The 18,313-nt window shown below is 71.0% G+C and carries 18 protein-coding genes; 16 read left to right on the top strand and 2 right to left on the bottom strand.

Going from position 1 to position 18,313, the window contains the following annotated elements; genetic code table 11:
* Nucleotides 1-82 precede the first annotated feature (82 nt).
* The 3 genes from C2L58_RS26205 to C2L58_RS26195 all read left to right on the top strand — a co-directional run bounded on the left by C2L58_RS26205 (nucleotide 83) and on the right by C2L58_RS26195 (nucleotide 5,679).
* Nucleotides 83-478 (top strand): DUF5318 domain-containing protein, encoded by a 396-nt coding sequence (locus tag C2L58_RS26205; RefSeq protein WP_103340315.1) that lies wholly within the window; start codon nucleotides 83-85, stop codon nucleotides 476-478.
* A gap of 67 nt (nucleotides 479-545) precedes the next feature.
* Nucleotides 546-3,215 (top strand): transglycosylase domain-containing protein, encoded by a 2,670-nt coding sequence (locus C2L58_RS26200; RefSeq protein WP_103340313.1) that lies wholly within the window; start codon nucleotides 546-548, stop codon nucleotides 3,213-3,215.
* Between the two features lie 124 nt (nucleotides 3,216-3,339).
* Nucleotides 3,340-5,679, top strand: coding sequence for a transglycosylase domain-containing protein (locus tag C2L58_RS26195; RefSeq protein ID WP_103340311.1), 2,340 nt, complete (start codon nucleotides 3,340-3,342; stop codon nucleotides 5,677-5,679).
* A gap of 75 nt (nucleotides 5,680-5,754) precedes the next feature.
* Here C2L58_RS26195 and C2L58_RS26190 read toward each other — a convergent pair whose 3' ends face one another.
* Nucleotides 5,755-6,801 carry a Gfo/Idh/MocA family oxidoreductase gene (locus tag C2L58_RS26190; RefSeq protein ID WP_103340309.1) on the bottom strand — a complete coding sequence of 349 codons (1,047 nt, stop codon included), beginning with the start codon at nucleotides 6,799-6,801 and terminating at the stop codon, nucleotides 5,755-5,757.
* A 76-nt stretch (nucleotides 6,802-6,877) separates the two neighbouring features.
* On the opposite strand from C2L58_RS26190, the gene C2L58_RS26185 reads away from it, so the two are divergent.
* Both C2L58_RS26185 and C2L58_RS26180 read left to right on the top strand, forming a co-directional pair.
* Nucleotides 6,878-7,936: an ROK family transcriptional regulator gene (locus C2L58_RS26185; protein WP_103340307.1), complete on the top strand. Its 1,059-nt coding sequence runs from the start codon at nucleotides 6,878-6,880 to the stop codon at nucleotides 7,934-7,936.
* Nucleotides 7,937-7,984: 48 nt separating this feature from the next.
* Entirely contained in the window at nucleotides 7,985-9,535 is a 1,551-nt protein-coding gene (locus C2L58_RS26180; RefSeq protein ID WP_103340305.1) for a glycosyltransferase family 87 protein, read from the top strand.
* On the opposite strand, the gene C2L58_RS26175 is transcribed toward C2L58_RS26180, so the two are convergent.
* Nucleotides 9,532-10,305 carry a deoxyribonuclease IV gene (locus C2L58_RS26175; protein WP_199191445.1) on the bottom strand — a complete coding sequence of 258 codons (774 nt, stop codon included), beginning with the start codon at nucleotides 10,303-10,305 and terminating at the stop codon, nucleotides 9,532-9,534. The two genes, C2L58_RS26180 and C2L58_RS26175, sit on opposite strands and share 4 nt — an antisense overlap.
* A gap of 111 nt (nucleotides 10,306-10,416) precedes the next feature.
* On the opposite strand from C2L58_RS26175, the gene C2L58_RS26170 reads away from it, so the two are divergent.
* From C2L58_RS26170 to C2L58_RS26120, 11 genes are all read left to right on the top strand, one after another.
* Nucleotides 10,417-11,223 (top strand): hypothetical protein, encoded by an 807-nt coding sequence (locus tag C2L58_RS26170; protein ID WP_103340302.1) that lies wholly within the window; start codon nucleotides 10,417-10,419, stop codon nucleotides 11,221-11,223.
* Nucleotides 11,224-11,338: 115 nt separating this feature from the next.
* Nucleotides 11,339-12,250 (top strand): hypothetical protein, encoded by a 912-nt coding sequence (locus C2L58_RS26165; protein WP_199191444.1) that lies wholly within the window; start codon nucleotides 11,339-11,341, stop codon nucleotides 12,248-12,250.
* Nucleotides 12,251-12,368: 118 nt separating this feature from the next.
* Nucleotides 12,369-13,214, top strand: coding sequence for a hypothetical protein (locus tag C2L58_RS26160; RefSeq protein ID WP_233225944.1), 846 nt, complete (start codon nucleotides 12,369-12,371; stop codon nucleotides 13,212-13,214).
* Nucleotides 13,215-13,330: 116 nt separating this feature from the next.
* A complete protein-coding gene (gene rpsF / locus C2L58_RS26155; RefSeq protein ID WP_176742059.1) occupies nucleotides 13,331-13,657 on the top strand; it encodes a 30S ribosomal protein S6 in 327 nt (108 codons plus the stop codon).
* 17 nt (nucleotides 13,658-13,674) lie between these two features.
* Nucleotides 13,675-14,193: a single-stranded DNA-binding protein gene (locus C2L58_RS26150; protein ID WP_103340301.1), complete on the top strand. Its 519-nt coding sequence runs from the start codon at nucleotides 13,675-13,677 to the stop codon at nucleotides 14,191-14,193.
* Between the two features lie 43 nt (nucleotides 14,194-14,236).
* Nucleotides 14,237-14,485: a 30S ribosomal protein S18 gene (gene rpsR, locus C2L58_RS26145; protein WP_003098744.1), complete on the top strand. Its 249-nt coding sequence runs from the start codon at nucleotides 14,237-14,239 to the stop codon at nucleotides 14,483-14,485.
* Nucleotides 14,486-14,499: 14 nt separating this feature from the next.
* Nucleotides 14,500-14,961 carry a 50S ribosomal protein L9 gene (gene rplI / locus C2L58_RS26140; protein ID WP_103340299.1) on the top strand — a complete coding sequence of 154 codons (462 nt, stop codon included), beginning with the start codon at nucleotides 14,500-14,502 and terminating at the stop codon, nucleotides 14,959-14,961.
* 130 nt (nucleotides 14,962-15,091) lie between these two features.
* Nucleotides 15,092-15,445 carry a hypothetical protein gene (locus tag C2L58_RS26135; RefSeq protein ID WP_103340298.1) on the top strand — a complete coding sequence of 118 codons (354 nt, stop codon included), beginning with the start codon at nucleotides 15,092-15,094 and terminating at the stop codon, nucleotides 15,443-15,445.
* On the top strand, nucleotides 15,442-16,041 hold the full coding sequence (locus tag C2L58_RS26130) for a DUF3558 domain-containing protein (RefSeq protein WP_103340297.1): 600 nt from the start codon (nucleotides 15,442-15,444) through the stop codon (nucleotides 16,039-16,041). The genes C2L58_RS26135 and C2L58_RS26130 overlap by 4 nt, the downstream gene beginning before the upstream one ends.
* A gap of 1 nt (nucleotide 16,042) precedes the next feature.
* Nucleotides 16,043-17,419: a hypothetical protein gene (locus tag C2L58_RS26125; RefSeq protein WP_103340295.1), complete on the top strand. Its 1,377-nt coding sequence runs from the start codon at nucleotides 16,043-16,045 to the stop codon at nucleotides 17,417-17,419.
* Nucleotides 17,420-17,506: 87 nt separating this feature from the next.
* Entirely contained in the window at nucleotides 17,507-18,298 is a 792-nt protein-coding gene (locus tag C2L58_RS26120; RefSeq protein WP_103340388.1) for an ESX secretion-associated protein EspG, read from the top strand.
* The last annotated feature ends 15 nt before the right edge of the window (nucleotides 18,299-18,313 follow it).

Raw genomic sequence — 18,313 nt, 5'->3', positions numbered from 1 at the left:
CGTCCGGCGTGTCCGGGCCGGTCCCGGGCTTGGCGGCGCTAGGGGGCGTGGACGCCACAGGAAGAGCCCGTACTCTGTTCTCGTGATTAACCAGCGGCAGGTCGTGGACTACGCGCTGCAGCGCCGTGCGCTGCTGGCCGAAGTCCGCTCCGGGCGCGTCGGCAGCCACGAAGCCTGCGACGCGAGCCCGTACCTGCTGCGGGCGGCGAAGTTCCACGGCCGGGACGGTGATCTCCCCTGCCCGATCTGCCGCCAGGAGCCGCTGACCCTGGTGTCCTGGGTCTACGGCGACGAACTCAAGCACGTCGCGGGCTCGGCCCGGAACCCCGAAGAGCTGGCCAGGATGGCGGGCTCGTTCGCCGAGTTCACCGTGTACGACGTCGAAGTGTGCCGGGCGTGCCACTGGAACCACTTGGTCCGGTCATACGTCCTGGGCACAGGGGAACCGGCGGATCCACGAAGGACCGCACGCCGGTGAGCCACCGTACGACCATCGCAACACGCAGGTCAGTGCCCCTGCGGGTACTGATCCGGGAGGCCCATCCGTGACCGACGACAACCGCTCCTGGCCGAACCAGGAGCCAGACGCACCCCGCCGCGGCCAGTGGCCGGGTGAAGACGCGGGCCCCGCGTGGCCCGGTGAGTCGCCCCGGCGCGCCACCCCGCCTCGAGGCAACGCCGGGCCGTCCTGGCCCGCCGGCGACGAAGGTGGCCGGCAGTGGCCCGGTGAGCAGCCACGACGCCCGCAGGCGCCCGGCGGCCAGAGCGGTGCGGCCGGCGGCCGGCGCCAGCCGCCCCCGTCCGGCGGTCGCCGTCCCGGTCAGCCCCCCGGCTCGCCGCCGCAGGGCTTCCGGCAGCCCCCGCCCGGCGGCCGTCGTCCGGAGCCGGAACCCGAGCGTGAGCCGGATCTCATCACCCACCACGCGCACAACGGGACCGAAGACGGCTACGAGCCGTACGACGACGACCGGTTCGACGAGTTCGCCGACGACGTCGAGCCCCAGCAGGAGCTCGACGAGAAGGGCCGCAAGGTCCTCACGCCGGCGCAGCGGAAGAAGCGCCGCTGGAAGATCATCCGCCGGGTCGCCTACGCCTGTGTCGGCGTCTTCTTCGTCGTTCCCGCGATCGCGTTCGTGATCACCTACTTCATGGTCGACGTGCCCACGGCGGAGAGCGTCGCGGCCCTGCAGAGCCAGCCGATCACCTACTACTACGCCGACGGCAAGACGGTGATGGGCAAGGAAGTACCCAAGAGCGGCAACCGCCAGCTGCTCAAGCCGGGCGAGATCCCCGACGTCGTCAAGCACGCCGTGTACTCGGCCGAGGACGCGACGTTCGAGACCAACTCCGGCTTCGACGTCACCGGCATCCTCCGCGCGGTGTTCAACCAGGCCACCGGCGGCCAGGGCGGTGGGTCGACCATCTCCCAGCAGTACATCAAGAAGGCCACGGAGAACGACGCCCCGACGCTGACCCGCAAGTGGACCGAGCTGGCCAAGTCGTTCAAGATGAACAACCAGCAGTCCAAAGAAGAGATCATCACGGGGTACCTGAACATCGTGTACTTCGGCCGCGGGGCGAACGGCATCCAGGCCGCCGCGAAGTCCTACTTCAACAAGGACGCCAAGGACCTCAGCGCGTCGGAAGCCGCGCTGCTGGCCGGCCTGATCCAGGGACCGAGCAAATCGGAGAACCAGGACTACGCCCAGCGCCGGTGGACGTACGTGATGGACCAGATGGTGGCCAACAAGTGGCTGCGCGCGGATGAGCGCACGGCGGCGCAGTTCCCCACGCCGATCCCGAAGAACGCCAACAAGGAGCAGGACTCGGGGAAGATGACCTACCAGCTCCAGCAGCGGATCAAGGAAGAGCTGGGAGCGAAGGGCTACGACGAGACCAAGCTGTTCGCCACCGGCGCCAAGATCTACACCACGATCGACCCGGCGGCGCAGGACGCGGCGGACCAGGCCGTCCAGCAGGGCATGAAGGGCCAGACGGACGAGAAGCTGCTCGCCGCGCTCGTGGCCGTGGACCCGAAGACCGGCGGGATCCTCGCCTACAACTACGGCCCGGAAACCGTCAAGGACAAGGACGGGCAGGACGCGATCGGCCAGGACCGGGCGAACCAGGCCCGCAACCCGGGCTCGTCGATGAAGCCGTTCGACCTGACCGGGTTCCTCAAGATGGGCGGCGGCCTCGGCGACATCTTCGACGGCTCGGACAACCGCAAGTTCCCCGGGGTCGCCAAGCCGGTCCGCAACGCGGGCGATAACGAAAGCTGCGGTCCGCAGTGCACGGTCGCGCGGGCGATGGAGATTTCGGCGAACACCGTGTTCTACGACATGGTGTTCAACAAGGTGAAACCGAAGGGGGTCGTGACGGCGGCGAAGCAGGCCGGTGTCCGGACGACCGACGAAGGTGGCACCGCCACGCTGTTCGACGGAGACAACAACATCTCGCTCGGCGGTGGTAAGACCCAGGTGGCCCCCAGGGACATGGCTTCGGCGTACGCGTCGTTCGCCAGCGGCGGCGTTTACCACGAGCAGCACTTCGTCTCGAAGCTGACGAACGGACAGGACGAGGTGGAGTTCGACGAGAACAACATCAAGTCCAACCCGGCGTTCGACAACGACGCGGCGAAGAGCCAGCAGATCGCCGGCAACGTCACCGAAGCGCTGAAGCCGGTCATCGGGCATTCGAGCCTGAAGTGCCCGACCGGCCACGAGTGCGCCGGCAAGACCGGTACGCAGCAGTACTCGCCCAAGGAGGGCGACCCCGCCTCGTACAACAACCTCAACGCCCAGACCTGGATGGTGGGCTACACCCCGTCGGTGTCCGCGGCGGTGTGGGTCGGCGGCGACGGCAACCAGCCGCTGCACGACGCGAAGGGCAAGCCGATCTTCGGTTCGACGATCGCCGGCCCGACCTGGGCGAACTTCCTGAACCTCTACCTCAAGGGCAAGCCGGCGGAGAAGTTCGACAAGGTCGAGCCGCTCGGCAAGGACGTCAACGAGGTGACCACGACGCCGCCGAAGCCTTCGGAGACGGCGACGCCGACGGAGACGCCGACCTCGACGCCGAGCCCGACGCCGACCGAGACCCCCACCGAAACCGAGACCTCGACGTCCAGGACTCGGGGTCGGCCGGGCCCGACCACCCCGTCGCTGCCCGGCGGCGGTGACGGGCTCGGCAGACCACCGGGTTCGGAAGGATGACCTCGAAGGCCTCGCACTGTTTCGGTGCGGGGCCTTCGTTTTGGTGAACCACCGCCGTCCGTGGTCCGTGTGGAGTGTCGAGGGGCCTGCGCCCGCAGCCCACCGGCGTACCGGAGGACAGCCCGTGTACACCGACCGAAATCGCTCGAGGTCCGGCCGGAGGCCGGTTCCGCGTGGTCGCTACCAGCCACGCCGGCCGCTCCCGCGGCCGGACGCACCGGACGCACCGGACGAGCTCGCCGCCGACGTCACCCCGAACCCCCTACCGGACCGGCGCCACCGCCGCTGGAAGACGGTGCGCCGGGTGCTGTACGTCTTGTCCGGGCTGTTCTTCCTCGTGCCCGCGGTCGCCTTCGTGATCACGTACTTCGCCGTCGACGTGCCTTCACCGGACAAGGTCGCGCAGTCGCAGGGCCAGGCGGTCACCTACCTCTACGCCGACGGCACCGAGATGGGCAAGGACGTGCCCGCCGGCGGGAACCGGCAGATCCTCGACCCGGCCCAGATCCCGGACGTCGTCAAGAAGGCCGTGATCGCGACCGAGGACGCGTCCTTCGAGACCAACTCCGGCTTCGACCTCTCCGGTATCGCGCGGGCCGCCTTCAACCAAGCCACCGGCGGGTCCGGGGGCGGCTCGACGATTTCGCAGCAGTACATCAAGAAGGCCACCGGCGACGACTCGCCGACGTTGACCCGCAAATGGGTCGAGCTCGCGAAGTCGTTCAAGATGAACCAGACCTACCAGAAGGCGGACATCATCACCGCCTACCTCAACACCATCTACTTCGGCCGCGGCGCGTACGGCATCCAGGCGGCGGCGCAGGCGTACTTCGGCAAGGACGCGGCCCAGCTGAACTACTCCGAGGCCGCGTTGCTCGCCGGGCTGATCCAGCAGCCGGGCCGTTCGGAGAACGCGACGGTCGCCCGTGACCGGTGGGGCACGGCCCTGGACCGCATGCAGCGCAACGGGTACCTCACCGCCGCCGACCGGAAGGCCGCGAAGTTCCCGGCACCGGTGCCGCTCGTCGAATCGCGGCCGGGGACCAAGCTCAACCCGTTCGTCAAGAAGCAGGTCAAGGCCGAGCTGGCCGCGGCGGGGATCCCGGAGGAGAAGTACTACGCGGGCGGGTTCCAGGTGTTCACGACGATCGACTCCAAGGCGCAGGAAGCCGCCGAAAAGGCGGTGGCCGAGGGGATGGCCGGGCAGACCGACGACCGCATCCTCGACGCGCTGGTCGCCGTCGACCCGAAGTCCGGCGGCGTGCTCGCCTACTACGGCGGGGCGCCGATCGTGAAGGGCCCGAACGGCGAGGACCAGGCCGGCCGCGACTGGGCGGACGAAGCGCACAACCCCGGGTCGTCGATGAAGCCGTTCGACCTCACGGCGTTCCTCAAGGGCGGCCGCGGGCTGAACGCGGTGTTCGACGGCCGCTCGCCGCGGACGTTCCCCGACGTGCCGCTGCCGGTGCGCAACGCCGGCACCAGCAGCAGCTGCTCCGAGCAGTGCACGGTGGCCGAGGCGATGCAGCGGTCCACCAACACCGTCTTCTACGACATGGTGCTCAACGTGACCAAGCCGGGCGGGGTGGCCGAAGCCGCGCAGGAGGCGGGCATCCGCACGAAGGACACCGGCGGCCGCAGCGTGCTGTTCACCGGGGACAACAACATCTCCATCGGCGGCGGCCAGACCGCGGTCACGCCGGCGGACATGGCCGCGGGGTACGCGACCTTCGCCGCCGGCGGTGTCCAGCACGGCCGCCACTTCGTGCAGAAGGTGACGAACTCCCAGGGCGAAACCGCCTACGAGGCCGACGTGCGCGCGACGGACGCGTTCGCGGACAACGACCGCGGCAAGAGCCGGCAGATCGCCGGGAACGTGACCGCCGCGCTGGCGCCGGTGATCCCGTTCTCGCGGCTGACCTGCCCGCCCGGCCACGAGTGCGCGGGCAAGACCGGCACCCAGCAGCACACGCCCGGCGACAACGAACCCGCGTCCGCGGCGAACACGAACTCGCAGACGTGGATGGTGGGTTACACGCCCTCGGTCTCCGCCGCGGTCTGGGTGGGCGGCGACGGCGACAAGGCGCTGCGCGGGCCGACCGGCCAGCCGCTGACCCCGTCCGTCGTGGCCGGTCCGGTGTGGCAGCGGTTCATGCAGCTCTACCTGACCGGGAAACCGGCCGAGCGCTTCGACCGCGTCCAGGCGATCACCGCGCCGCAGGACGACCAGCTCCAGCTTCAGTTCCAGCAGCAGCAACAACAGCAGCAGTTGCCCCAGCAGCAGCCGGACCAGCGCTTCACCATCGGCCGGGGCGACAACCAGGTCCAGCAGCAGCAACAACAGTTCCAGCAACAGCTTCAGCAGTTCCAACAGCAGCAACAGAACCGTGGGGGCCGGCGCGACGGCCGGCCTCCCAGAGCCGGGAACGGGAACGACACCGGCCAGGCCGACGTCGGCCCGTGAGCACCCCGGCCGGGCGGGGAAGGTGGCCGTGACCTCGGATGCTGGGGGTCACCGAGGTCACGGCCGGTCAGGGGGTCAGAGCTCGACCACGGTGCCTTCGACGCCGGCGCGGTGGGCCGCCTCGATCACGCGCAGGGTCTCGACCGACGACGCCGGGTCGACCGGGAACTCGCCTTCGCCGCGCAGGGCGTCGCGCACCTGGGCGTAGAACTGCTCGTAGCGGCCGGTCTCGGTCGGCACGGTCTCGATCTCCGGGCCGACGCCGAGCTTCCCGGCGTCCGCCGCGGGCTCGGTGCCCCAGCCGGCGTCGCCGGGGCGCAGGCCCGCCTTGATCTGCGGTTCCTGCACGTCGAGGCCGTACTTGGTGAAGGTCGCCCGGTCACCGAGCAGCCGGAACCGCGGGTTCTGCGTGCCCGCCAGCGCGGTCGCCCACAGGTGCGAGCGGACGCCGTTCGCGTGGTGCAGCGCGACGAAGACGTCGTCGTCGACCTGGACGCCGGCCCGGCGGCGGTCGACCTCCGCGTAGACGCGGGTGACCGGGCCGAACAGCTGCAGCGCCTGGTCGACGATGTGCGCGCCGAGGTCGTAGAGCAGGCCGCCGGCCTCGGCCGGGTCGCCGAATTCGCGCCAGTTGTCCTTGGGCTTCGGCACCCAGCGGTCGTAGCGGGATTCGAAGCGGAACACCTCGCCGAGCCGTCCCGAATCGAGGACCTTCCGCACGGTGAGGAAGTCGGAGTCCAGCCGCCGGTTCTGGAAGACCGTGAGGCCGACGCCCGCCGCCTTCGCCGCATCGACGACCCGCTGGGCTTCGGCCGCGGTCGGCGCGAACGGCTTGTCGACGACCACCGGCAGGCCGGCTTCGATCGCGCGCAGGGCGAGCGGCACGTGCGTGCGGTTCGGCGTGCTGACCACGACGAGGTCGAGGTCGCCCGCCCGCTCGAACAACGCGTCGGCGTCCGGCACGATCTCCGCGCCAGGGTGGTCGATGCGGGCTTGCGCGGCGTTGCTTGACGTCGTGATCACCGCCGGCGTGAGCCCGGGCGTCGCCGCCACCAGGGGCGCGTGGAAAACGCGGCCCCCGATGCCGTACCCGAGGATGCCCACGCGCAAGTCGTCCGCCATGCCGTCATTAAACCCCGCCGCCCCTTGATAAAACAACAGCGTTGCCTAACTGGCCGGACGTGCGAAGATCCTGTCCATGGCGGACACCGGGGTGAACCTGCGCGACGTGCGCGAGCACAACCGTGTGCTGCTGCTCACGCACATCCTCCGCGCCGGTGGTCTCAGCCGGGTCGAACTCGCCGAACGCACCGGGCTCACCCAGCAGGCCGTCTCCAAGATCGTCCCCGAACTGCTCGACACCGGCCTGCTGGACGAGGAGCGGCTGCCGTCCGCCGGCGTGGGCAAGCCCCGCACGGCGCTGCGCATCCGGGCGGGCGCCAGGCACGCACTCGGCGCGCGCCTCGACCGCGACGAGTACCGCGTGCTGCGCGCCAACCTCGTCGGCGAGGTGGAGGAGACGGCGGGTGGCCCGCTGCCACGCGGCTTCACGCCCGCGCAGGCCGTCGACGCCATCGGCACCACGGCCCTCGAACTCGCCGACGGCTTCGACGTGCTCGGCCTCGGCCTCGGCGCGGTCGGCCCGCTGGACCACCGCGCCGGCCTGGTCCGCGACGCGACGAACATGCCCGGCTGGCACGACGTGCCCCTGCGCGAGCTGCTGGAGCAGCGCACCGGGCTGCCGGTGACGCTCGACAAGAACACCAACGCCGCCGCGTTCGCCCGGCTCTGGCCGCACGGCGAGCCGACGGCGACCGCGGTGGTGCTCGTCGGCACCGGCATCGGCGTCGGCCTGCTGATCGACGGGCGGCTCTACCGCGGCCCGCGGACCAACGCGGGTGAGTTCGGGCACACCACGATCGCCTACGACGGGCCGCGCTGCGCGTGCGGGCGGCGCGGCTGCGTCGAGATCATGGCCAAGCGGGCGCCGGACACCCGGGCCGCCGCCGGCTTCCTCGGCATCGGGCTGGCCGACCTGGTGCAGGTGCTCGACCTCGAGCGGATCGTGCTGGCCGGGCGGGCGGTCCGGGACGAGCCGGACGTCCACCGGGAAGCCGTCTCGGCCCGGCTCGAGGAACTGCTGCCGCTGCCGCACTGGCAGCGGATCGAGGTCGTCGAAGACGCTTCCGGCGAGGAGATCGTCACCCGCGGCGCGGCCGCGGAGGTGCTGGCCTCGTTCTACGCGAATCCGGCATGATCACCGGCTTCACCACCGCGCACGCCGATCACCGATACGATCCGCCTCGTGCCAGAGGAGACCACGCGGGAGCCGGAACCCGGCCCCGTGACGCTGACCCGGGCGGAACGGATCGTCCCGAGCTGGAACGAGCCGCTCGCGGCGGCGGTCACCAGACCCCTCGGCGGCCCGCTCGGTGAGCACGCGGCGGTCGGCAGGCACTGGTTCTGGTCGCCCCAGCGCGTCGGGCTGCTGCTGGCCACCCTGGCGCTGATGCTGTGCTGGTTCGGCAAGGGCTCCTGCATCCAGCAGTACCAGGACTCGAGCGGCGCCACCCAGCTCGACTGGCGCGCGGGCCGTCCGTTCGTGGCCATGTGCTACTCCGACATCGTGCCGCTCTACGGCTCCGAGCGGCTCGACCGGCCGGGCACCTTCCCGTACTACACGTCGTGGCAGGAAAGCTCGCAAACCGCCGAGAACAACACCCGGTACATGGAGTACCCGGTGCTCACCGGCCTCTTCCAGTGGGCGAACGCGAAGCTCGCGGCGGGCTGGCTGAACGTCGCCGAGTCCGGCTGGCTGCCCGGCGCGCTGCCGGTGGCGGTCTACTTCGACATCACGGCGTTCTTCCTGGCGCTCGCGTGGCTGGTCACCGTGTGGGCGACCGGCCGGACGGTGAGACGCCGCCCGTGGGACATGGTCCTGGTGGCGATCTCGCCGCTGGTGCTGGTGCACGCGTTCACGAACTTCGACGCGCTCGCGACCGCGTTCACCGCGACCGGCCTGCTCGCCTGGGCGCGGAAACGCCCGCTGCTCGCCGGTGTCCTGCTCGGGCTGGGCGCGACGGCGAAGCTCTACCCGCTCTTCCTGCTCGGCGTGCTGTTCGCGCTGTGCCAGCGCGCGGGCAAGCTGACACCGTTCTGGAAGACCGCGGGCGCCGCCGTGGTGACGTGGCTGGCGGTGAACGCGCCGTTCATCCTCACCGCGACCCGCGGCTGGTGGGAGTTCTTCCGGATGAGCGCCCTGCGGCCGATGGACCCGGACTCGCTGTACAACGTCTTCTCGTACACCAGCGGCTGGGCCGGGTTCGACGGCGTGCTGCAGAAGAACCAGACGCCGACGTACCTGAACGTCACGGTGGCCGTGCTGTTCCTGACCTGCTGCGCCGGGATCGCCTACCTCGCGCTGGCCGCGCCCCGCCGGCCGCGCGTCGGCCAGTTGGCGTTCCTCGTCGTGGCCGCGTTCCTGCTGACGAACAAGGTGTGGAGCCCGCAGTACTCCCTGTGGCTGGTGCCGCTGGCGGTGCTCGCGATCCCGCGCTGGCGGCTGCTGCTCGGCTGGATGCTGATCGACGCCGTCGTCTGGGTGCCGCGGATGTTCTACTACCTCGGCGTCGACCACAAGGGCCTGCCCGAGGGGTGGTTCCTCGGCACGGTCGTGGTCCGCGACCTCGCCGTCATCGGGCTCTGCGTGCTGGTCGTCCGGGAGATCTACCGCCCGGCCACCGACCTGGTGCGGATGGACGGCGACGACGACCCGGCCGGCGGCTTCCTCGACGGCGCCCGTGACGTGATCATCCCGAACGCCACCCGGCGCCGCCGGAAGGCCGTCACCGTCTAACCGAGCTGTTCCCGCAGGTAGGCGATGTCGGCGGCCTGCCCGTCGGCCGGCGTCTCGACGACGACCGGGGCGCCCGCCTCGCGGGCGACGGCGACCAGCGCCTCGGGGTCGATCGTCCCGTCGCCCTGCACGATGCTGGCGTGCCGGTCGCGCGTCGAGCCGAACTCGTCGCGGGAGTTGTTGAGGTGCACCAGGTCGATCCGGCCGGTGATGGCCCTGACCTTGTCGACGGCGGTGGCGAGGTCCCAGCCCGCGGCGTACGCGTGGCAGGTGTCCAGGCAGAACCCGGCGCCGAACTCGCCGACCTTGTCCCACAGCCGGGCGATGACGTCGAGGTCGCGGGTCATCGCGTTCTCGCCGCCGGCGGTGTTCTCGATCAGGATCGGGACCTTGAAGCCGCCCTTCTCCTGCTCGCGCTCGAACAGCTTGCGCCAGTTGTCCAGGCCGGCCTCGGCGTCGTCGTTCGCGCCGACGTGCCCGCCGTGCACGATCAGGCCCTTCGCGCCGATCGCGGCCGCACCGTCCGCGTGCTGCGTGACGTTCTTCCGCGACGGGATCCGGATCCGGTTGTTCAGCGAAGCCACGTTGATCAGGTACGGCGCGTGGATGAACACCTCGACCGGGTCGGCCGCGATGGCCTCGCCGTGCGGGTGCGGCTTCGGGGCCTTCCAGCCCTGCGGGTCCGAGAGGAAGAACTGGACGACTTCGGCTTTGCGCTCGACGACCGCGGGCAACGGGTCGTCGTCACGGACATGGGCGCCAATCAGCATGCGTTGCACGCTACTCCCGGGCCCGTTTCCGGCCGGTGGGCCCGGTTGGTGACGCTCGTGGAGTACCGTGAGCGCGTTCCGTGATCCAGATTGGTCCGACTGCCGGAGGGCATGATGGGGAAGCGCGTCACCCGGATCACCGCACTGGGTTTCACGATCGCCGCCTCGGCCGCGCTGGCCGCGCCGGGCGTGGCGAGCGCCGATCCCAGCCCCACCTTGGGCGGCGACTGCCAGGCCACGCTGCAGCAGGGGAGTGCGAACGGCCTGGTGCTCGACGCCGGTGCCCCGCTGAACGCCCCGAACCAGCTCACCATCGGCCTCGACTCCAGTTCGCGGAACACGAACGGCTCGGCCCCCCTGCTCACGCTGCCGCTCGGCGACACGGTGAAGGCGCTCGGCATCGGCCGGGTGCCGCTGGTCGGCGACGCCGCCGCGAAGGGCGTCTGCCCGGTCGCGCAGGGCACGGTCAACGCGGTCGGCAACCTGACGCAGGGCGTCGCCGCCGAACTGCCGCCGGGCCCTTCCGATCCCGCTCCGCCCGCTCCGCCGGGGCCGAACCCGCCCAGCCCGGGCCCGAACCCGAACCCGCCGGCCCCGGGGCCGGACCTGCCCGGCTCGAGCACCGGACCGGTGGTCACCGGGCCGGGCAACGCGGGCCTGCCCGGCGACACGATCTCGGGCATCTTCACCAACGCCGCACTGCTGCCGGGCACCCTGGTGCAGGCGCCGGTGATCGCGCAGATCATCCCCGGTCAGCAGGTCCCGCCGCCGACCGTCGACGCCGAGCGGCCCGGCACGGCGGAGGCCCTCCCGGCGGTCACCCCGCCGGCGAAGCTGCCGATGCTGCTCGCGGTGCTCGCGCTGGCGGCCGTCGCGGCCGCGCTCGTCCGGGCCTGGATTCGCCGCAGCCCCGCCTGACGCACGGTGACCTCGGCTTCCACCCGAATGCCGGACATTTCTGAACGAGCGGGCGTCACCCGGCTGCCTTAACGTCGTTGTACTGGTAAGTAGGCGACGACCAGGGGCGGCGAGCATGCGGGATCGGACACGGAGGGCAACGGCGGTCGGTGCGGCGGCGGTCGCCCTCGCGGGTTCGGCCGTGCTCGGGATGCCCGGCACCGCCTCGGCGGACACGCTCACGGCCAAGTGCGGTGACACGATCAGCGCCAAGCCCGGGGACACCGTCAAGGCCACGACACCGCTGCTCGGCCTCCCGCTCAACCTGGGCGTCGTCACCGAGGGCACGAAGGTGCTGACCGGGACGATCAACGCCATCCTCGGCACGCTCTGCCAGGTCACCGTGAACGTCGTGAACACCGTCGTCTCGCCGGTGCCGGTGGTCGGCGCGCCCGCGGCGAGCGCCATCAACCAGGGCGTCCAGGGCGTGACCGGCGGCACCCAGCAGGGCCTCCGCTCGCTCACCGGCGGCGGCCAGCCCGCGCCGCAGCAACCCGGCGGCACGGGCGGGAACCCCCAGCAGCAGCCACCGGCCCAGGACGGGTCCGGCGGCGCGCCGCAGCAGGGCGGGACCCCGGCGGGCACCACGCCGATCCCGGACGCGAACAGCCCGCTCCTGCCCGGCTTCGCGAGCACCCCGCTGTTCGGCGGCTTCCCCTTCACCTTCGGCACCGGCTACGCCCCGATGCGCGACTACAGCGGCATCCCGTTCGCGACGGCCGGGTTGTTCACCCCGTCCCCGGCGATCCGGTACGGCAGCCAGATCCCCGGTTACGCGCCGCAGTACGGCCTCACCGGTCCGGCCGGCACGCCGGACGCCGCCTCCGGCGTCCAGACCGCGGGCCAGGCGGAAGCGCTACCCTCGGCGTCGGACGGCTTCACCAACGGGTCGAACCTGCCGCTGCTGATCGCGGTCCTGGCGCTTTCCGGAGCCAGTGCGGGCCTCGTCCGCACCTGGGTGCTCCGCCGGATGGCCGCTGCGAATTGATCCGACTGCCGAGTATCTTTCACGTATCTCGGTCGTTCATTCTGGTGTTGCCCGGAACGACGCCCCCGTAATTCCCTGGAGGACAGTGCTCGTGCGGAAGACCCTGACCGTCACCGCCATGGTCGCTTTCTTGGCCGGCGGCGCATTCCTCTCCACGGGCACGGCCTCCGCCGCCACGACCCTCGTCAGCAACAGCTGCACGGGCTCGGTCAGCGGGCAGATGGGCGACCAGGTGGCGATCGACGGGGCTTCGGTCAAGACCCTGGTCACCAACGGCGCGAACAACGCCGGGACCCTCGCCGTCGGCAGCTGGGCGGGCGATTCGATCGCCAAGAACCACTCGATCCCGGTCGGCCAGGTGCCGAACGCCGCGGGCGGGGAGGCGAACGGTGCCGCGATCGGCAAGGCGGTGCGCACCGCGCTGGCCGCGTCCGGCACGTGGGGCCTCGGGCTCGACTGGAACAAGACGCTGAACAGCGTGGAGAGCACGGTCGCCGCGGGCTGCGGCCTCACGGTGCTCGCGAGCAACTACGTGGCCCCCAGCACCCCGGCCCAGCAGGGCGGCGGCACCGGCACCCAGCAGGGCAGCGGTACCGGCACCACCCCCGGTGGCGCGTCGGGCAACCTCTCGAACCTCAACCCGGGCACCGCCGGCGGCACCGGCGGCAGCGCCCCGATGCGCGACTACGGCGGCATCCCGACGGCGACCGCCGGCACGGCCGTCGCCCCGGGCGTGCGCTACCCGGCGAACGGCACCCTCCCCGGCGACGCGGCCGCCCCGCAGGCGGGCGCGGGCGACCAGAGCGGCCAGGGCGTGGACATCCGCGACGCCGGCAACGCGCAGTCGGTGGCCTCGAGCAGCGCGCCGAACGACGTGCAGCTCCCCATGCTGATCGCGGTGATCGTGCTCGCCGGGGTGACCGCCGGGCTCGTCCGCACCTGGGTGCTCCGCCGGGCCGCCTGACTCCCCGGAGAAGACCCCGCTGTCCGGTCTCCCCGAGGCCCCCAGGTAGCCTTACCTGGACAAACCCTCCTGTCACGGACAGTCCGTGACCGCGAGCCCATAGGAGGTGAGTGGTTGTGTCACGCCATTACGAGGTAATGGTCATCCTGGACCCCACGCTCGACGAGCGCACTGTCGCTCCGACGCTGGACACCTTCCTCAACGTGATCCGCACTTCGGGTGGAAGCGTCGAGAAGGTCGACGTCTGGGGCCGTCGTCGCCTCTCGTACGAGATCAAGAAGCACGCCGAGGGCATCTACGCCCTGCTCGACCTGAACTCGTCCTCGGACGCGGTGAAGGAGCTGGACCGCCAGCTGTCGCTGCAGGAGACCGTGCTCCGCACCAAGGTCATGCGTCGCGAGGTCAAGCGCGCCGCGGCCAAGCCCGCCGCCGCCAAGGCCTGAGCCGAAGGGGAATCCCGATGGCTGGAGACACCGTCATCACGGTGATCGGCAACCTGACGTCCGACCCGGAACTGCGCTTCACCCCCTCCGGTGCGGCGGTCGCGAACTTCACCGTCGCGTCCACCCCGCGCACGCTCGACAAGCAGTCGGGCGAGTGGAAGGACGGCGAGGCGCTGTTCCTGCGCTGCAACATCTGGCGCCAGGCGGCGGAGAACGTCGCCGAGTCCCTGACCCGCGGCGCCCGCGTCGTCGTGCAGGGCCGCCTGAAGCAGCGGTCCTTCGAGACGAAGGAAGGCGAGAAGCGGACCGTCGTCGAGCTCGAGGTCGACGAGATCGGCCCCTCGCTGCGCTACGCCACGGCCAAGGTCAACAAGGTCAGCCGCGGTGGCGGCGGTGACTTCGGCGGCGGTGGCGGCGGTGGGAACCGCGGCGGCGGCGGTGGCGGCGGAATGCCGGCCGACGACCCGTGGGGTTCCGCGCCGGCCGCGAGCAGCAGCGGCGGTGGCGGCGGCTTCTCCGACGAGCCTCCGTTCTGATCTCGTACACATCCACAAAGATTTGAATTACCAGGAGTAGACAGTGGCCAAGCCACCCATCCGCAAGCCCAAGAAGAAGGTCTGCGTGTTCTGCAAGGCCGAGAAGAAGGGCCGCCCGGAACTGATCGACTACAAGGACACCAACCTGCTGCGGAAGTACATCTCCGACCGCGGCAAGATCCGTGCCCGTCGCGTCACCGGCAACTGCAGCCAGCACCAGCGTGACATCGCCATCGCGGTCAAGAACTCCCGCGAGATGGCGCTGCTGCCCTACACCTCGACCGCGCGCTAAGGGAGGGCACAGACATGGCGAAGATCATCCTCACCACGGACGTGGCCAACCTGGGCGGCCCCGGCGACATCGTCGAGGTCAAGGACGGTTACGCGCGCAACTACCTGCTCCCGCGGGGCTACGCGATCCCGGCCTCCAAGGGCGCGGAGAAGAACGTGCGCACCATCCAGCGCGCGCAGGAGAGCCGTCGCATCCGCGACCTCGACCACGCCAAGGAGATCAAGGCGACGCTGGAGGGCCTCGGCGCCATCCAGCTCACCGGCAAGGCGGCCGAGGGCTCGAAGAAGCTCTTCGGCTCGATCACCTCGGCCGAGATCGTCGACGCGATCAAGGCGGCCGGTGGCCCGCTGCTCGACAAGCGCGTCATCGAGCTGCGCGACCACATCAAGACCGTGGGCAAGCACTCGGTCGGCGCCCGGCTGCACCCGGACGTCAAGGTCGAGGTGCGGCTCGAGGTCAAGGCCGTCGCGCAGTAGTAAGGCAGTTACGTCGTGAAAAGGCGGGTCGCCCCTGGTGGGCGGCCCGCCTTCACTCTTTTCGGGGAACCTCGGACACCTCGGCGGCGTCGGAGGAGAATGGGCGCCGGATGCGAAGGGGTGGATCGGGATGGGTAACGAGGTCAACATGTCCGCGCCGGCCGGTGGCGGCGGCTTCACGTTCGACGCCGACAAGATCGACGGCGTCATCAAGAAGTGGCAGGACCTGCAGGCCGACTTGAAGCGCGACTACGACGACGCCAACCTGATGGCGAACGTGAAGGCGCCCGGCAAGGAGTTCGCGAGCGGCGACTGGGAGAAGCTCGCGAACCCGTCCGGCAAGGCGTTCCTCGAGCAGAACCAGAAGATGCAGGACTACGTCAAGAACTACATCGAAGCGCTCACCGCCGCGAAGCAGAAGATCACCACCAAGGAGTCGGACGCATCCGCCGACCTTTCGAAGACGGGGAACCAGCCCACGTGAACCGCCGACTCATCGCCGTCCCGGCGCTGGCCTTCGCCGTGCTCGCGCTGGCCGGCTGCGCCGGCAAGACCCGGGGCACCGCCAACCCGGCGCCGTCCACCGCCGAGTCGAGCAGCGAGACCACCCGGTCCACCGCCGACACCGCGCCGAGGGTGCCGAGGCCGCTGGACACCGCGTCGATCACCTCGGACGCCTGCGCCACGATCGACGCCTCCGGACGCTCCACGCTGGCCCTCGGCGAGGGCGCTCCGCGCACCACGGGCAACGGCCCGAGCTGCACGTTCCAGGAAGCCGCCGACCCGGGCAACCAGATCGACGTCACGACGGTGACGGCGAACAAGAACGGCCTGCAGGACGTCTACGACACCAAGGCCAACGACGCCTACTTCGGCGAGTCCCAGGCTTACGGGTACCCGTCGGTCTACGCCGCGGCGGTGGACGGGCGCAAGAGCGGCAAGTGCGGCCTGTTCGTCGGGGTGACCGACCAGCTGGCGGTCAACATCCTGGTGCAGTACGACCACGGCGCCGGGGCGTCGGACCCGTGCACGGTGGCGCAGAAGTTCGGCGAAGCGATGATCCACGCCTTGGGAGGCTGAGATGCTGGAACTGGTGCTCCTCGGCGGCTTCGCCGCGTACAACATGGCCACCACGCATTCGGACGACCACACGTCGGTGCAGGGCGACCGCAAGATCGACTGCTACGACATCTGGGAGAAGATCACCACCGGTCCGGGCGCCGGTTCGATCGAGAACGGGCAGTCGGCGGCGAGCCGGCTGAAGGGCGCCTACTCCGAACGCCTCGGCACGATCGACGCGCTGGCCAAGGAGATGGACGCGGCCTGGACCGGCGGCGGCGCCGAAGCGGCGCAGAACGCCGGCGCGCACCCGCTGCGGGTGTGGATGCAGGACTCCGGCACCAAGCTCACCGACTCCGACAAGTACCTCGGGGAACAGCACAACGCCTTCACCACGGTGCACGCGCAGGTGCAGCAGGTGCCGAAGGACCCGCCGAAGAACAACCTGCTCAACGCGGTGACGCCGTGGACGACCGACACCGACCGGGCGATCCGCGACTACAACGCCAAGGGCCAGGCCAACGTCGACGCCTTCAACACCTACTACAAGGCGAGCAACGACAACGGCCAGAAGATGCCCACGTACTCGGCGCTCCAGGGCCAGCAGGAGAACGTCAACGTCGACGGCGGCAAGGACGGCAAGAAGAAGCCGGGCGGCCAGGACGGCAACGGCTCGGGGGACGGCAACGGCAACGGGACCGGCGATGGGACCGGCACCGGAACCGGCTCGGTGCCCGGCGTGAACATGCCCGGGCCGGGAGGTGTCCCCTCCTTCCCCGGCCGGCCGAACACCCCGGGTGGCAGCTTCGACCCGGGCAAGGTGCCGGGCTTCGACCCCGCGAAGCCGCCGAACTTCGACCCGTCGCAGATCCCGGGCGGGAACTACGACCCGTCGAAGATCCCCGGCGTCGGCACCTACACGCCGCCGAACTTCAGCGACGGCACCCACTCGTCGGGGTTCACGCCGCCGAAGATCCCCGGGGCCGGCGGCTTCGGCCCCGGCGGCTCGGGCGGCGGGGGCGGCGCGGGTGACTTCTCCATCCCCGGCGGTGGCTTCGGGCCCGGCGGCTCGGGCGGCATCGGCGACCCGGCGGCGGCGGGCTTCGGGCCGGGCGGCGGTGGCTTCGGCCCCGGCGGCGCGACCGGTGCCATGCCCGGTGGCGCGGACGCGGCCGGCACCGGCCGGGGCGGCACGGGTGCCGGCGGGGCGATGGGCGGCGCGGCGGCGGGACGCGGCGGCGCCTCCGGGATGGGTGGCATGGGCGGCATGCACCCCGGCGGCGCCAAGGGCCAGGGCGGCGGCGACGAGGAACGCACGTCGAAGTACCTGCTCGGCGACGACCCGAACGACATCTTCGGGAGCGACGAGCTGACGGCGCCGCCGGTCATCGGCGAGTAGCGCACGCGGGACCACCGGGCGCGTGCCAAGATGGGCGCGCCCGGCGTCTTTCGCTGCACCGGGTTCGAATTCCTACTGGGGGAAAGCGTGCTGGACAGGCAGGTCACCATCACGACCGGCACCCTGATCACCTTGATCCGGCGCCGGGGCGGCGAGCCGCACACGGTGCTGTCCGAGACGCCGACCTGGTACAGCGACGAAGCCCAGCGCGCCGAGGACGAGCGGGCCAACGCCGAGCTCGCCAAGGCCGGGCTGTTCGGCCCGCGCGGCATGCACCCGGGGTTCGTCGCGACGATCGAGGCGATCGCCCGGCCGCAGCTGGAGTACTACGGCTGGGTCGACGGCGGGTTCCAGGGCAAGCCGGTGAGCTACCGGCTGCTGGCCGGCAGCGCCGGGGGCGAGGCGTTCGTGCTGGCCAAGCACGAGGAGCTGGACGTCGTCGTGCTGGCGTCCTCGCGGCCGGGCGAGCTGCTCGACGACTTCCTCGGCCAGATCCCGAAGCTGGCCCCGGGCCGCGGCACACCGATCGCCGTGCCGAAGAGCCAGCTCGAGGGGACCGCCCGCAGGGACGACGGCGGCGGGTTCGCGGTGCTCCGCAGCGACCGCCCGGCCGAAGGTTCGCAGGAGGTCGAGGAGCTCCGCCGGATCCTCGCATTGCGCCGGATGGGGAGTGGCAGCCTCTACGTCGCGGCCCGCAGCCGCACCGGCGCGCGGCACCGGATCGAACGCCCGGTGAACTACATCGATACGTCGGAAGGCCGATGGTTGACCGAGGAGATTCCGGGACGCGGCGAGAACCGGATCGCCTTCACCCCGGCCGACCAGCGCGTTCTCGCTGACCGGTTACGCAGCGCACAGGGCCGGCTCACCGCGGCCTGACCGAACGTGCGTTCA

This window comes from Amycolatopsis sp. CA-126428, assembly GCF_002904335.1.
GTDB lineage: Bacteria > Actinomycetota > Actinomycetes > Mycobacteriales > Pseudonocardiaceae > Amycolatopsis.
Note: the sequence above shows the minus strand (reverse complement) of the source record. Positions and strands in the feature narration are given on the sequence as shown.